This is a genomic window from Microbacterium enclense, from assembly GCF_004022425.1.
Classification (GTDB): Bacteria; Actinomycetota; Actinomycetes; order Actinomycetales; family Microbacteriaceae; genus Microbacterium; species Microbacterium enclense_A.
Genome location: NZ_RBZY01000019.1, coordinates 1 through 13404, shown reverse-complemented (window position 1 = coordinate 13404; position 13404 = coordinate 1). Strand labels below are relative to the sequence as shown.

At 68.8% G+C, this 13404-nt stretch carries 17 protein-coding genes; 10 read left to right on the top strand and 7 right to left on the bottom strand.

Annotated features, from left to right (window positions below):
* Positions 1–37: 37 nt before the first annotated feature.
* The 3 genes from D8Y23_RS06730 to D8Y23_RS06720 all read right to left on the bottom strand — a co-directional run bounded on the left by D8Y23_RS06730 (position 38) and on the right by D8Y23_RS06720 (position 2977).
* Positions 38–643, bottom strand: coding sequence for a hypothetical protein (locus D8Y23_RS06730; protein WP_205796931.1), 606 nt, complete (start codon positions 641–643; stop codon positions 38–40).
* Entirely contained in the window at positions 543–1784 is a 1242-nt protein-coding gene (locus D8Y23_RS16955; protein WP_428844470.1) for a chaplin family protein, read from the bottom strand. The genes D8Y23_RS06730 and D8Y23_RS16955 overlap by 101 nt, the downstream gene beginning before the upstream one ends.
* Positions 1785–1939: 155 nt before the next feature.
* The gene (locus tag D8Y23_RS06720) at positions 1940–2977 is read right to left on the bottom strand and encodes a hypothetical protein (protein ID WP_128217393.1); all 1038 of its coding nucleotides are present in this window, start codon (positions 2975–2977) and stop codon (positions 1940–1942) included.
* A 603-nt stretch (positions 2978–3580) separates the two neighbouring features.
* Between D8Y23_RS06720 and dnaB the strand changes: the two genes are divergently transcribed.
* Positions 3581–4951 carry a replicative DNA helicase gene (dnaB, locus tag D8Y23_RS06715; protein WP_128217392.1) on the top strand — a complete coding sequence of 457 codons (1371 nt, stop codon included), beginning with the start codon at positions 3581–3583 and terminating at the stop codon, positions 4949–4951.
* A 123-nt stretch (positions 4952–5074) separates the two neighbouring features.
* Positions 5075–5446, top strand: coding sequence for a transposase (locus tag D8Y23_RS06710; RefSeq protein ID WP_128217391.1), 372 nt, complete (start codon positions 5075–5077; stop codon positions 5444–5446).
* Here D8Y23_RS06710 and D8Y23_RS17080 read toward each other — a convergent pair.
* Together D8Y23_RS17080 and D8Y23_RS06700 are read right to left on the bottom strand one after the other, a co-directional pair.
* Positions 5333–5863 carry a putative immunity protein gene (locus tag D8Y23_RS17080; protein WP_128217390.1) on the bottom strand — a complete coding sequence of 177 codons (531 nt, stop codon included), beginning with the start codon at positions 5861–5863 and terminating at the stop codon, positions 5333–5335. The genes D8Y23_RS06710 and D8Y23_RS17080 overlap by 114 nt on opposite strands.
* Complete coding sequence (locus tag D8Y23_RS06700; protein ID WP_128217389.1) at positions 5863–6309, bottom strand: DUF6194 family protein; 447 nt, start codon at positions 6307–6309, stop codon at positions 5863–5865. Before D8Y23_RS06700 ends, D8Y23_RS17080 begins: the two co-directional genes overlap by 1 nt.
* Before the next feature lie 28 nt (positions 6310–6337).
* Between D8Y23_RS06700 and D8Y23_RS06695 the strand changes: the two genes are divergently transcribed.
* The 3 genes from D8Y23_RS06695 (at position 6338) to D8Y23_RS06685 (ending at position 8916) form a co-directional block, all read left to right on the top strand.
* Positions 6338–7105: a MerR family transcriptional regulator gene (locus D8Y23_RS06695; protein WP_240663820.1), complete on the top strand. Its 768-nt coding sequence runs from the start codon at positions 6338–6340 to the stop codon at positions 7103–7105.
* A gap of 142 nt (positions 7106–7247) precedes the next feature.
* The gene (locus D8Y23_RS06690; protein ID WP_128217388.1) at positions 7248–7454 is read left to right on the top strand and encodes a hypothetical protein; all 207 of its coding nucleotides are present in this window, start codon (positions 7248–7250) and stop codon (positions 7452–7454) included.
* A gap of 139 nt (positions 7455–7593) precedes the next feature.
* Entirely contained in the window at positions 7594–8916 is a 1323-nt protein-coding gene (locus tag D8Y23_RS06685; RefSeq protein ID WP_128217387.1) for an MFS transporter, read from the top strand.
* A 53-nt stretch (positions 8917–8969) separates the two neighbouring features.
* Here the strand turns inward: D8Y23_RS06685 and D8Y23_RS06680 are convergent, their stop codons facing one another.
* Positions 8970–9548 carry a hypothetical protein gene (locus D8Y23_RS06680; protein WP_128217386.1) on the bottom strand — a complete coding sequence of 193 codons (579 nt, stop codon included), beginning with the start codon at positions 9546–9548 and terminating at the stop codon, positions 8970–8972.
* A gap of 68 nt (positions 9549–9616) precedes the next feature.
* On the opposite strand from D8Y23_RS06680, the gene D8Y23_RS06675 reads away from it, so the two are divergent.
* The 4 genes from D8Y23_RS06675 to D8Y23_RS06660 all read left to right on the top strand — a co-directional run bounded on the left by D8Y23_RS06675 (position 9617) and on the right by D8Y23_RS06660 (position 12231).
* Positions 9617–9973: an ArsR/SmtB family transcription factor gene (locus tag D8Y23_RS06675; RefSeq protein WP_128217385.1), complete on the top strand. Its 357-nt coding sequence runs from the start codon at positions 9617–9619 to the stop codon at positions 9971–9973.
* Positions 9973–10221, top strand: coding sequence for a hypothetical protein (locus tag D8Y23_RS06670; protein WP_128217384.1), 249 nt, complete (start codon positions 9973–9975; stop codon positions 10219–10221). The genes D8Y23_RS06675 and D8Y23_RS06670 overlap by 1 nt, the downstream gene beginning before the upstream one ends.
* A 64-nt stretch (positions 10222–10285) precedes the next feature.
* Positions 10286–11080 carry a hypothetical protein gene (locus D8Y23_RS06665; RefSeq protein WP_164878154.1) on the top strand — a complete coding sequence of 265 codons (795 nt, stop codon included), beginning with the start codon at positions 10286–10288 and terminating at the stop codon, positions 11078–11080.
* Between the two features lie 122 nt (positions 11081–11202).
* Positions 11203–12231, top strand: a complete 1029-nt coding sequence (locus D8Y23_RS06660; RefSeq protein WP_128217382.1) for a LacI family DNA-binding transcriptional regulator — start codon at positions 11203–11205, stop codon at positions 12229–12231.
* A 156-nt stretch (positions 12232–12387) separates the two neighbouring features.
* On the opposite strand, the gene D8Y23_RS06655 is transcribed toward D8Y23_RS06660, so the two are convergent.
* On the bottom strand, positions 12388–12747 hold the full coding sequence (locus tag D8Y23_RS06655; protein ID WP_240663819.1) for a hypothetical protein: 360 nt from the start codon (positions 12745–12747) through the stop codon (positions 12388–12390).
* Between the two features lie 135 nt (positions 12748–12882).
* Between D8Y23_RS06655 and D8Y23_RS06650 the strand changes: the two genes are divergently transcribed.
* Positions 12883–13404 (top strand): pyridoxine/pyridoxamine 5'-phosphate oxidase (locus D8Y23_RS06650; RefSeq protein WP_128217381.1); only part of this gene is annotated, 522 nt, incomplete at its 3' end.

Below are 13404 nucleotides of genomic sequence, written 5' to 3'. Positions count from 1 at the left end.
CCCGTCGGGAGAGGCCGAAGCCCCTCCCGAGCGGGCATCAGGCGGTGAGGCGCCGGCGGGCGAGCAGCACACCTCCCACGCCGAGCAGGATCAGCGCCGTGTTCAGCAGGGTGAACAGCGCAGCGCCGTCGGTTCCGGTCACGGCGAGCTCGCCGCGCCCCGACGCTATCGGCGACGACACCGCCGAGACCGACGACACCGAGGCGACCGAGCCGGTCACACCCGGGGTTCCGGGGGTGCCGGGGGTGCCGGGGGTGCCGGGGGTGCCGGGCGTGCCCGGGGTTCCCGGGGTTCCGGGCGTTCCGGGCGTGCCCGGGGTTCCGGGCGTTCCGTGCGTGCCCGGGGTGCCGGGCGTGCCCGGGGTTCCCGGGGTGCCGGGGGTGCCGGGGGTGCCCGGGGTTCCGGGGGTGCCCGTCTCCGAGCCGACGGTGGTGCTGTCGCCGATGATCGAGACCGCGTTGCCGCCGATGGTGACCGGCAGGTCGATCGGGACGATCAGCTGGTTACCGCCGAGGATGCTGTCGCCACCGCCGGTGGCGATGTCACCGATCAAGCCGCCCGAGCCGCCGCCGCTGGTGGTGGCGTCCTCGCTGTTGCTGTCGCCGATCCCGGAAACGGCGTTCCCGCCGATGGTGACGGGCACGCTGATCGGGAGGATCGCCTGGTTCCCGCCGAGCNGGGGTGCCGGGCGTGCCCGGGGTTCCCGGGGTTCCGGGCGTTCCGGGCGTGCCCGGGGTTCCGGGCGTTCCGTGCGTGCCCGGGGTGCCGGGCGTGCCCGGGGTTCCCGGGGTGCCGGGGGTGCCGGGGGTGCCCGGGGTTCCGGGGGTGCCCGTCTCCGAGCCGACGGTGGTGCTGTCGCCGATGATCGAGACCGCGTTGCCGCCGATGGTGACCGGCAGGTCGATCGGGACGATCAGCTGGTTACCGCCGAGGATGCTGTCGCCACCGCCGGTGGCGATGTCACCGATCAAGCCGCCCGAGCCGCCGCCGCTGGTGGTGGCGTCCTCGCTGTTGCTGTCGCCGATCCCGGAAACGGCGTTCCCGCCGATGGTGACGGGCACGCTGATCGGGAGGATCGCCTGGTTCCCGCCGAGCAGGCTGTCGGTGCCGTCGGTCTCGACGTCACCGGCGCCGCCCGAGGTCGAGCCACCGGTGGTGGTGGCGTCCTGGGTGTGGCTGTCGCCGATGACCGACACGGCGTTGCCGCCGACCGTCACCGGTGCCGAGACCGGAGCGTCGGCCTGGTTGCCGCCGCCGAGGCTGTCGGTGCCGTCGGTCTCGACGTCACCGGCGCCGCCCGAGGTCGAGCCACCGGTGGTGGTGGCGTCCTGGGTGTGGCTGTCGCCGATGACCGACACGGCGTTGCCGCCGACCGTCACCGGTGCCGAGACAGGGGCCTCGGCCTGGTTGCCGCCGCCGAGGCTGTCGCCGCCGTCGGTCTCGACGTCGCCGGAGTCGCCCGAGCCCGAGCCCGAGCCGCCCGTGGTCGCGGCATCCTCGCTGTGGCTGTCGCCGATGACCGACACGGCGTTGCCGCCGACGGTCACGGGCACGTCCACCGAGACGAGGCCCTGATTGCCGCCGAGGAGGCTGTCCCCGCCGTCGGTGGTGGCATCCACCGTGGGCTGCGATGCGGGTGCCGAGGTGCTGGCATCCGAGGTGTCGCTGTCACCGATGACCGACACGGCGTTGCCGCCGACGGTGACGGGCAGGTCGACCGAGATGATCGCCTGGTCGCCCGAGAGGAGGCCGTCGGTACCCGACGTCTCCGAGGCGTGGGCCATGCCGGCCCCGACGACGGCCAAGCCGCCGCCGATCAACGCGCCGAGGATGGCGCGCGAGTAGATCTTGCGCATGAAAGTTCTCTCCTGAGGTGTGAATGAGGTGCGCGGAACGCGCGGGGGACCGTCTGTCGTGCTGGGGCACGACGCGGTCCGCCTCAGTCAGGGGAGACGTCGGTGGCGAAGGTGGGAGCGCCGGGGAGATCGTCGTCGACGAGAGCGCTGCGGAAGAGAAGGACGAAGGTCGGCGAACCCGCGCGGTCGTCGAGGCGCGCGGCTGTCGGTCCGCTCGCACCGGACGACAGGGATGCCGAAGACGACCCCGGGATGCCATCACCCAGGCCGTAGCCGATTGGGGCCTCGGTGGGCGGCGCGGTGCCGTGGGCAGAGCTGTCGCCGGGAACGCTCGTCGCGGCCGCGGCGAAGGCCTGTTCGGCAGCCTGGACACCTGCGGTGCCGGCCGCCGCGGTGGTGCTCACCGGGCTGTCGGTGGTGGCAGAACCGGCCGGGACGATGGCCTCGGCCGGCACGAGGACCTCGGCGGGCTGGTCGACCGGCGCGGGCGAGGCGGGGCCGACGCTGCCGCCGGGGATGCTGGGAAGGGTGCCGACGTCCGGGATCGTCGGGACGATCGGAGGGGCGGTGCCGACGACGACCGGCAGGGTCTCATCGACCGTGTCGACGACCTTGGTCACGACGTCGTCGAGGCCGACGCTCGAGACGATGTCGCCCACCACCGGAACGGCGACGACGGTATCGACCACGGGGGAGACGACCGATCCGACGACCTCCGACGAGGCGACGTCCGACACGGTGTCGGTGACGGTGTCGACCGCGCTCGCCGCGGTGTCGTTGACCGTGTCGACCACGGTGTGCACGGTGTCGACGGTGGTCTCCGTGACAGCGCGGACAGGCTCGCTCACGGGTGCCGGCACGACCTGGGCGACGGGAGCCGCTACCGGCTCGACCGTCTGAACCACGGATGCCACGGTCTCATCGATGAGTCCACCCACCGCTCCGGTGGTGCTGTTCACGGTGTCCGAGACGAGGCCGAGAAGACCGGAACGGTCATCGTTCGCCGACGCGGACGACGACGTGAAGGTGAGGGAGAGGAAGACCCATGCCAGGGCCGCAACGAACGCCCACCCGAGCATGCGAAGCGCCGGGATCGCGCTTCGCCGGGTCACGGCATCCATTGCTGACTCCCCAAAGTCCTTCGACATTCGCCTATGACATGTCTATGGCGGGTGACTTTACGCCCGTGCGTGGGGGAAGGCCAGAGTCTCAGGAAACCGTCAGTTACCACGCGGTGTCCGACGGGAGGCGTGCCGACACGCCGCACGTGAACATGACTTGACAGCGCGGGCGGTAGTCAGTAGCTCAGCGCCGAAGTTATCCCCCGGGTTGTCCACACTCTTTTGTCAAGTCGAGCAACCTTCAACCGTTGCTTCAAACAGGATTCCCCCAGGTTTCCTGTGGAGAGATAAAGACCCGGTTAGAGGTCATTTTGAGAAGAAGATTCCACATCATCCACCGAGTTCTCCACAGGAGTTGTGCACAGCAATCGCGGCGTTTCTCGCAGACTATCCACAGAGTTATCCACAGGCCTGTTTGCGTGGAGGAGGGGTCGTCCTTAGCGTGGGTGCATCCCATCGGGCAGACCCGTCACCACCCGCGCGTCGATGTCGGAGGTCGGTGATTCGATGCTGCTCGAGGTCGTCATCCCGATGTGGTCGTTGCGCTTTCCGTGCGCAATCCGGCCGATGGGGGAGTGCGTCCGAAACTGAGAAGGAGTGCCTGTGTCGATCACCGACATCGCGAACGAACGTCTCGGCGGATCGTCGCCGCGGCCCGAGCGCACTCCGCCGCACGACATCCTCGCCGAGCAGAGCGCCCTGGGCGGCATGCTGCTGTCGAAAGACGCCGTGGCCGATGTCATCGAGACGCTGCGCGGGCCCGACTTCTACGTGCCGAAGCACGAGCTGATCTTCGAGGCGATCCTCACGCTGTACTCGCACGGTGAACCGACCGACGTGGTCGCGGTCACCGACGAGCTCATCAAGACCGGTGAGCTGCAGCGCGCCGGCGGCGCCGACTACCTCCACACGCTCACCTCGATCGTCCCTACGGCGGCGAACGCCGGGTATTACGCGTCGATCGTCGCCGAGCGCGCGCTGCTGCGCCGTCTGGTCGAGGCCGGCACGCGCATCGTGCAGATGGGCTACGCGGGCGAGGGCGACCCGACCGAGCTCGTCAACAGCGCGCAGGCCGAGATCTACAACGTCTCGGGCGACGACAGCGCCGAAGATTACATCCCCCTGACGATGGCGGTGGATGCCGCGGTCGAAGAGATCGAGGCCGCTCGCGGTCGCGACGGGTCGATGACCGGCATCCCGACCGGCTTCGCCGGGCTCGACCAGCTGACGAACGGTCTGCACCCCGGCCAGATGATCGTCATCGCCGCGCGTCCCGCCATGGGTAAGTCGACGCTCGCGCTCGACTTCGCGCGTGCCGCCGCGGTCAAGGCGGACATGCCCACGATCTTCTTCTCGCTCGAGATGGGGCGCAGCGAGATCGCGATGCGCCTGCTGAGCGCCGAGGGCGCGATCCCGCTGCAGAGCATGCGCAAAGGCACGCTCGACTCGCGCGACTGGACGACGGTGGCCGCCACCCGCGGCCGTATCAACGACGCCCCTTTGTACATCGACGACAGCCCGAACATGACGCTGGTCGAGATCCGCGCGAAGTGCCGTCGCCTGAAGCAGCGCGAGGGTCTGAAGATGGTCGTCATCGACTACCTGCAGCTGCTCACGAGCGGTAAGCGCGTCGAGTCGCGTCAGCAGGAGGTCAGTGAGTTCTCGCGTGCGCTGAAGCTGATGGCGAAAGAACTGCAGGTTCCCGTCATCGCGCTGTCGCAGCTGAACCGTGGTGCCGAGCAGCGTGCCGACAAGAAGCCCGCCCTGTCCGACCTGCGTGAGTCGGGCTCGATCGAGCAGGATGCCGACATGGTGGTGCTCCTGCACCGCGAGGCCGCGTACGAGAAGGACAGCCCCCGTGCCGGTGAGGCCGACCTGATCGTGGCGAAGCACCGTAATGGTCCGACCGACACGATCACGGTCGCGTTCCAGGGCCACTACTCGCGGTTCGCCGACATGGCGCCGGGGATGTAGCTCGGGGCCACTGTAAATTCCGGCTCATTGTGTCCGATGAATCGGCCTGAACAGGAAGTATTCGCCGGAGATGCGTGAGCGTGCGTTGCGGATGCTCGCGGAGGCGCGGCCGGAGCCCTGAGCATGATGAGCGCGGTCCGGCATGTGGCCGGGCTGCTGGGGATGAGCCCGGAGACGCTGCGGCTCTGGCAGCGCCGGTACGAGGTTGATGCCGGCACCAAGCCCGGCGTCACCACCGACGCCGCGGCGCGGATCAAGCAGCTGGAGAAGGAGGTCTCGGAGTTGCATAAGGCGAACGAGGTCCTCAAGGCTGCGAGCGTGTTTTTCGCGAAGGAGCTCGACCGCCCTTTTTCCCAGCACAAATGTCCCGTTCTGTCGCGGCTACCTCAGGCCCGCTTGAATGGCGCGGATGTTGGCGCCGAGGACGCCTCGGCTGAGGAGCCCGGGTCCAAGGGGGCCGGCCGTGTCTTCCCCGAGGAGTGGCAGCTGTCGTAGCGCCGTCCTGGCTTCCGGGCTCAATTGCTCAAGCTGCCAGCGGATCTCGTCGCGGACAGCGTCGACGTGATCGGGTCTCGACAGGCCCGCTGCTTGGGCGGCGTATGCGGCGGCTCCGAGGGCGTGGGCGCCCATGTGTGCGACGCCGGCGGCTTGTGCAGCTGCTCGTGCTGCCGCGATGGCCGGTGGGGTTGTGACGTCGTGGGCGGCGCGCCCTGCGACGAAACGACGTCGGATCTCTGCGGCGGCATCGATCTCGCCGCGCGCGAAGGCGCGGGTGCGAGCGATCGCGTCGCGCGGCCGCGGGTCTGTGGGCGCCTCCGACTCGAATGCCGCGAGGACTCGTTCGGCGCAGTCAGCGGCCCACGCTGCCACGACCCGCCGATCGATCTCGCTCAACGATTGCGGCGATCCCATCAGGCCGAGCCGGCCCGACGAGAAGCACGAGCTCGCGCTGCCTCGTGGGCGTCGCGCAACAGCGAGATGGCTTGCTCCGACGTCGACTCTGCTGGGTTCACCACCGACACCCATCCGGCCGTTCCGTACAGCGGGTGTGCCACGAACACGTCGGGATCTGCGGGACTCGCGCCCTCGTCCACGATCTGCGGCGAGCGGTCGCGGCCGATGTGGATGTTCACGCGGAACCGGTCTGGATCGTCGAGTCTCGATTCTGCGTCGTCCGGGTAGTTCTTCGTCACGATCGTTCCGTATGGCTGAGTCCGCTCCGGCATCACGCCATCGGGGGCGTAGTAGAAGAACGCATCGCCCCACGCCAACTCCGGCGATCCGCTCCCCTCGCCTGGGGTGACCACGAGCACTCCGTCGAAGCTGCTGACAATGTCGACAATCTCATCCATCTCCATGCCTCAATCGTCGCCCTCAAGTGCTTATGTGGACTTTGACGTGATGGGAACGAGCATGCCAACGAGTAAGTCTCAAGAGGCTGAATGGACGACGGCTGCCATCGCCCGGCTTGTGGGGTACTCCACGCAGCAAGTTCGTGACCTTGAGCGGCTCGGAGTCCTACCTGCCGCCGAGCGCACCCCCAACGGATATCGGCGATACGAGGAGCGCCACATCATCGCGCTTCGCGCCTATCGCGGATTGGCAGCCGCGATAGGTCCCGTGCCGGCGCGACAGATGATGCCCACTCTTCTGCAGGGCACTCTCGATACCGCCGCGGAGAGGATCGACGGCCTGCATGCCATGCTCGCCCGCAGCCGAGACCAGGTCCGCGAAGCGAGTCGCGGCCTACGAGCCGTCCTCGCCGACACCGCCGACGTCTTCGACGACCGCGACTCCATGACGATCAGTGAGCTCGCAGAAGCCATTGGTGTCCGCTCATCGGCACTACGCCACTGGGAGCACGAAGGACTTGTAAACCCCGAGCGGACGAGCCGGTCACAGCCCCGCCGTTACAACGCCCGGGCTATCACCGAAGCACGGATCGTCGCAGCATTGCGAAGCGGGGGGCATCGCATCCCCCCGATCTCGCGTGTGCTCGAGCAGCTTCGCGAGCACGGCCTGACCGCGGAGGCGCAAGCACTTCTCGACGAGCGGCTGACTGATCTGAATCGCCGCAGCGTCGCACTCCTCGGCGCCTCGGGAGATCTCCACACTCTGCTGAGCCAGCGCCGAGAAGACGTCGCGAGCGGCTGAGACCGCCAGATGGGACTTTTCTCACCGGAATCCGAACGGCGATCCGAGGACAGTTACCCCGGAGAAACGGCCTGATCCTGGACATCTGTGGGCGGAGTTTACAGCCACCCACCTCCACGAGGGGCGGCGTAGCATCGCCGTCATGGACCTCGTCATCGTGCTCGCCGTCACTCTGCTGCTCGGCGCCGTGGCGCTGGTCTGGATCTTCATCCACTGGATCAGGACGCGGCGGACCACGCGCGATGATCTTCGCCGCGCCGGCGACGACGCACGGGTGACGCCCTACGAGGCGTCGCGCCGAGCGGAGGGTCGGGCGGCCTGGACCCGAATCGGCGGCGGCGGCGGCTGACGCGTCGCCCGCGCGTTTGCACTGACGGCGGCAGTACGGAGATCGTGGCGGCTGTGCCGCCGCCCGTGAGATCGAGGACGGCGTCGACGTGTTCGGCACCTTCGCGCCTCAGCGGCGGTTGATCCATCAGGCTGTACGCATGACTTCTGCTTCGTCGCCTCCGGGGCAGGGCCGCGGCGCCGGCGCCGTCATCGTCGCGCAACTTCTTCTGCGCACAGCCTCGGCCGCGGGAGCGCTCGTGCTGGGCGCGTACTTCGTCGACCTCGCGCGCGACGGTGCGCCCGTGGGCGCTGTCTTGCTCGGCGCGCTCTCGGGTCTGAGCTTCTTGGCCGAGCTGATCCTGGCGCCCATTGCGGGGTCGGCCAGCGATCGGCGCGGCCGGCGCGTGTTCCTCATCGCCGCGCCTCTGCTGGCGGCAGCGGGCATCGTGATCACTCCGGGTGCGTCGATCGTGGCGACGGCACCCTCGATCGTCCTCGTCGTGGTCATCGTCGGCACGTCGCGGTTGTTGGACGGAGCCGGCGCGGCGATCGCGGCTCCCGCGACGCTCGGCTTGCTCGCCGATGCGAGCGATGACGACCGGATGCGGAGGGGACGGGTGACGAGTCTCTACGAACTCTCCTCCTCGGGAGGTATCGCGCTCGGCGCGGTCGCCGGACCCCTGTTGTACGGGGCGTTGGGGCTGTGGTCTTTCGTGACGCTCGCCGTCGTGTACGTCATCGCATCGGTCCTCGTGCTGCTGTTCGTTCGCTCGCCGGGGTCAGTGCCGGAGACCGTCGCCGCCGAAGCGGCGGCGCCACCGCCCATGGTGGGCGATCGCATCCGCGTGCTCACGCAACCGCGGCTGTTGGCGTTCCTCCCGGCCTGGGTCGCCGTGAACGCGATTCTCGGCACGTGGGTCACGTCGCAGATCACCTTCGTGCTGGCCGGTGACCAGACCGATCCCGACCAGCTCTTCCCGGGTGCGTTCGCCGGCAACGAAGCAGGTCTCTCGGCCGTGCTCGGCATCTATGTTCTCGTCTTCAGTCTCTGCATCGTCGCGTGGGCGTTCTTCATCGGGAAGCTGCCGACCGTCCCCACGTTGTTCGTGACGGTGTTCGGCGCCGTCCTCGCCTCGGTCGGCTTGTTGCTGGCCAATCGAGGGCTGCCGCTCGGAGTGGCGATCCCCCTCGTCCTCGTCGGGGTGTTCCTCGAGGCCGGGTTCACCCCCGCCGCGCTCAGCCACCTCAGCGACATCTCGGCCGAGTATCGCGACAACCGCGGCCTCATCATGGGCGCGTACTCGGTCGTGGTCGGTGCGGGATACCTGCTCGGCAACATCCTGGGCGGTGTCTTCGCCGAGTGGCGTCTGTTCGAGGGGCTCGCGATTCTGACGATGCTCCTCGCCGCCGTGGCGCTCATTTCGATCGCCATCATGTACCTGATCGAGAAACGGATGACGGCGCAGCGCGCGCAAGTCTGACCTTGAGGTCTCGCGTGTCAGCTCGGCCCGGGTTCCTCCGAGGCCTGAGGCGCCTACGCCACCCAGAACCCCACCGCGCACAGCAGCCGCGTCTCGTCATCGGCATCCGCGGGCGGCTCGATCGCCGGAGGGAACACGCCCCACTGTCGCCATTCGTCGGCGTGCGGGGTGACGTGCTCGTTGAGCCCGGCGATCAGCTCGGGGGAGAGGTGGAATGGGATGCCGAAGTGCTTCGCGATTGACCATGCCTGGAACGCGCGATACATCGACAGGTGAGCGAAACCGTCGGCGGCGGGGTAATCGCCATAGATGAACCGGAAGGTCTCGGCGAAGTCGCCCGAGCGCACCGCGGCCGTCGCAGCGTCGTTCAGAGCGTCGTAAGAGGCGATCGGGTCGTCGCCCAGGAGGTCCACGTCGGCGAACGGGTCGCCGTCGGCGGCCGCACGCCCGGCGATCACGTCGGGGATCCACGCCTCGTCGTAGGCGTGGCGGCCCAGGATGCCGAGCAGCGTGGGCGATTCGAGCTCGCTCCACTCCTTCGGCACGGGGGCGGAGAAGTCAGCGGGATCGAGCTGGTCGATGACCTCGCGGAGGGCGGCGTCGGAGTGGAGGAAGAGTTCGTCCGGTGTCATGGCGCCGACGTTACTCCCGGGCACCGACACCGCGACGACCCGGAGTTTCGATCATCGTTATCAGTTGCATGCACGTATTGCGATTCGTTTATGTGTTGTGGTGTGCTGATCAGGTGGAACGCGAAGCGGGGCTAGAAGCGACGGCGTCCTTGTTCAAGGTTCTCGGATCGCCGTCGCGCCTTTACCTCGTCCGGCTGCTTGCCTCGGAGCCCTCCGGGGTGAGCGCGCTGGTGCAGCGCAGTGAGATGTCGCAACCGCTGGTGTCGCAGCACCTTCGGACGCTGCGGCAGGCGGGAATAGTGACCGTGTCACGCGCCGGGCGTGAAGCGATCTACCAACTCGCGGACCACCACATCGCGCACGTCGTCGACGACGCGATCACCCACGTCCTCGAAGGGGACGCCTCTGACAAAGGAGAGATCTGATGAGCACGACTGAGGTTCACGCCGAGCACACGGTGTCCGAGCACGCGCACGGGGCCGACTGCGGCCACGAGGCGGTCCAGCACGACGACCACTACGACGAGCACGAGAGTGTCGCCGAGCACACGGTCGCAGAGCACGCCCACGGCGCGGATTGCGGACACGAGACCGTCTCGCACGACGATCACGTCGACTACGTGCACGACGGGCACAAGCACGCCTCGCACGGCGAGCACTACGACGAGCACTGAGTCTCGGTGCCGCCGAGCGCGCACATCGACGAGGGGCTGACGGGCAACCGTTGGCCCCTTCGTCGTGCTCGGGTCGTCGGCGCCGCCCATCGGCGAGCGGGGGCGCGTCCGCTCGACGGGGGCGCTTGCCGCACGTCTCAACGCTCCCTCGGCGGTGGTGTGGGTGATCGCGTTCCTCGCGCTCGGGCTGGTCTTCGGATACTTCGTGACGTCGATCCAGGACCTGCTCGGAGACAACCCCGCGGTGGCCCAGGTGCTCGCAGCCGGGGCGACCACGTCGGACGAGCTGGTGTCGGCGTTCCTGCTCACGGTGGTGAGTCTCATCGGCATCCTCGCCGCGATTCCGGGCGTGCAGGTCGTGCTCCGGATCCGCACCGAGGAGGGCGCGGATCGTGTCGAACCCGTCCTCGCCGGGGGAGTTCACCGCGCGACCTACCTCGGCAGCAACCTCGCGATGGCGCTCGGGTTGTCGACCGTGTGCGTCCTGCTCTCCGGCACGCTCGTCGCGCTCTTGGCGGCCGGGGCGGACATCGGGCTGACGTTCGACGGGGCGTTCCTGCAGTCGGTCGCCTCGCTCCCGGCCGTGTGGTCGCTCGTCGCGCTCGCCGCCGTCGTCTTCTCCGCGAGACCGCACGTGGCCGTCGCGGCGTGGGCGGGTGTCGTCGCCACGTTCGGTCTCACGATCCTCGGACCGACGTTCGACTTCAGCGATGAGGTTCTGGCGATCAGCCCGTTCTGGCACATCCCGGTGATCGAGGACGGTGCCGACCTGACGGGTGTGTTCGGAACGGTCGCGGTGGTCGCGGTGTTTCTCGCGCTGGCGTTCGCCGCGTTCCGGAGGCGCGACATCGCCCGGTGAGCCAGGCAACGAAACGGTAACGAGGTTTTGCGTCAACGCGTTTGACGCTCCTACGGTCGCATCAAACGTTTGACGCCGCGCCCCGCGGGATCGGTCAAACGATTGATGTCGAAGGAGCCGTCGTGATCACGTTGAAAGACCTCGCCGCCGCGGTGGGCGTGTCGCCCTCTGCCGTGTCGCTGGTGCTCAACGACCGCCACGCCGGTCGAGTGAATGCGACGACCGCGGCCCGCATCCGTGTGATGGCCGAAGACATGGGGTACATCCCCAACCAGCTCGCGCGGGGCCTGAAGACCAAGCGCACGCACACGATCGGGGTTTTGTCCGACCGCGTAGCCAGCGTGCCCTTCGCCGGTCGGATGCTCGAGGGGGTGCAAAGCGAGGCGTGGGACAGCGGTTACCTCGCGATGATCATCGACACCACCGATCGGGCCGAGATGCTCGACCAGTCGTCGCGCGCACTTCTGCAGCGCGACATCGATGCCGTGATCGTGGCAGCGCAGTTCCATCGCGAGGTGGCTCTCCCGGTCATTCCGCCGACCCTGCCGGTGGTGGTGCTCGACGGGTTCGCCGCGTCAGCCGCCGTGGCGGACGGCGTGGTTCCCGACGAGCGGGGCGCCGCATTCGACGCCACGGCCCATCTGATCCGACACGGCCACGCGCGGATCGCGTTCTGCACGGTGCAGAGCGGAACCTTCGTCGCCACGGAACTGAGACGCGCCGGCTACCAGGACGCCCTCGACGCTGACGGCATCCTGGGCGACCCGTCGCTCATCGTGGAGCTGCCCGAACCCGCGACCGCCGCAGCGTATGCGCCGGTGCGGCGACTCCTCGAGCGTTCCGACCGGCCGACCGCCGTGTTCTGCTTCTCCGACCAGATCGCCTTCGCTGTCTTCCAGGCGGCAACGGATCTCGGACTGCGCATCCCCGACGACCTGTCTGTCGTGGGCTTCGACGATCAGCTGTTCATCGCCGACGCCCTGCGACCGGGTCTCACGACGATGCGTCTCCCTCATCACGACATGGGCGCATGGGCGGCCCGCCGGGCGATCGACCGCATTCACGGCAACGTGTCGGCGCCGCCCGGCGTGACGACGTTGACATGCCCCCTCATCGAGCGCGGGTCAGTGGGGCCTCCGCCCCGAACCTAGCCATCACCCCGAACCGTCCGACCATGCACGCGCATGGCCGGTATCCGGCGCGCCCGCGAACGCGGCCGCCCCCACTAGAGGAGAGAAATGAAAGCGACCAAGCGCAGTGCGGCGCGTGTCGGACTCGGCATCCTCGCCGCGACCGTCGTGTCCGTCTCACTCGCCGGATGCGCCGGCTCCGGCGCCGACTCCGGTGACAACACCTTCACGATCCTGCAGTATGAGCTGCATGAAGACCGCTCCGCCCTCGGCGTGCACGGCATCCGCCACCTTCGCCCAGCCGGCCGCCTGCGCGTCGGTGACGATGCCCGGCTGACCGGGGTACGCCCGCGACTCGGCGCTCGGGAAGACGCCCTCGGTCACCAGCAGACCGATACCCGCGCGCTGCGCGTAGTAGGTCGCGATGAGGTGCCCGGGAACGCCGTCGGCGCTCGCGCGCAGGCGGGTCATCGGGGCGAGCGAAACACGGTTGCGGACGTCGACGTCGCCGACGGTGGTGGGGCTGAACAGGCTCATGGGGGTCCTTTCGAGGGGAAACAGGGCCGGCTCTCCCCAACCCGGGGTGCGCGGCGGGTATTCCACAACCGCGCCCGTCCTGTCGGCGCTCGGCCGTACGATGGTGCCTCCCGAGCCCCACCGAAGGACCCCGCGATGACCGAGAACCCCCTCGCCCACCGGCTCGACTACACGCTCGCCGAACTCGATGACGACGCGCTCTCGGCCTCGCCGATCGCGCTGTTCCAGGGCTGGCTCGCGGAGGCCGCCGACCTGCCCGAACCGAACGCGATGGTGGTGTCGACGGTGGATGCCGAGGGCTCCCCGACCTCGCGCACCGTGCTCCTGCGCGGGATCGACGACGACGGCGCGTTGTGGTTCTTCACCAACCGGGAGTCGCGGAAGGGGCGCGCGCTCGCCGAGAATCCGGCGGTGTCGGTGCTTTTCCCCTGGTACGCGCTGCAGCGGCAGGTCATCGTCCTGGGCACGGCGAAGCCGCTGCCGGCCGAGCGAGATGATGCGTACTTCGCTTCGCGTCCGCGCGGGTCGCAGCTGTCGGCCTGGGCGAGCCACCAGTCGGAGTCCGTGGCATCCCGAGCCGCACTGGATGACGCCATGGCTGCCGTCGAAGCGCGCTTCGCCGACGTCACGCCCGTGCCGCGGCCGCCGCACTGGGGC

Coding starts and splice junctions, on each gene's coding strand:
- D8Y23_RS06700 (WP_128217389.1), bottom strand. CDS start 6,309: ATGGAGATGGATGAGATTGTCGACATTGTCAGCAGCTTCGACGGAGTG.
- D8Y23_RS17080 (WP_128217390.1), bottom strand. CDS start 5,863: ATGGGATCGCCGCAATCGTTGAGCGAGATCGATCGGCGGGTCGTGGCA.
- D8Y23_RS06655 (WP_240663819.1), bottom strand. CDS start 12,747: ATGAGCCTGTTCAGCCCCACCACCGTCGGCGACGTCGACGTCCGCAAC.
- D8Y23_RS06690 (WP_128217388.1), top strand. CDS start 7,248: ATGGACCTCGTCATCGTGCTCGCCGTCACTCTGCTGCTCGGCGCCGTG.
- D8Y23_RS06710 (WP_128217391.1), top strand. CDS start 5,075: ATGATGAGCGCGGTCCGGCATGTGGCCGGGCTGCTGGGGATGAGCCCG.
- D8Y23_RS06680 (WP_128217386.1), bottom strand. CDS start 9,548: ATGACACCGGACGAACTCTTCCTCCACTCCGACGCCGCCCTCCGCGAG.
- D8Y23_RS06675 (WP_128217385.1), top strand. CDS start 9,617: ATGCACGTATTGCGATTCGTTTATGTGTTGTGGTGTGCTGATCAGGTG.
- D8Y23_RS06670 (WP_128217384.1), top strand. CDS start 9,973: ATGAGCACGACTGAGGTTCACGCCGAGCACACGGTGTCCGAGCACGCG.
- D8Y23_RS06720 (WP_128217393.1), bottom strand. CDS start 2,977: ATGGATGCCGTGACCCGGCGAAGCGCGATCCCGGCGCTTCGCATGCTC.
- D8Y23_RS06685 (WP_128217387.1), top strand. CDS start 7,594: ATGACTTCTGCTTCGTCGCCTCCGGGGCAGGGCCGCGGCGCCGGCGCC.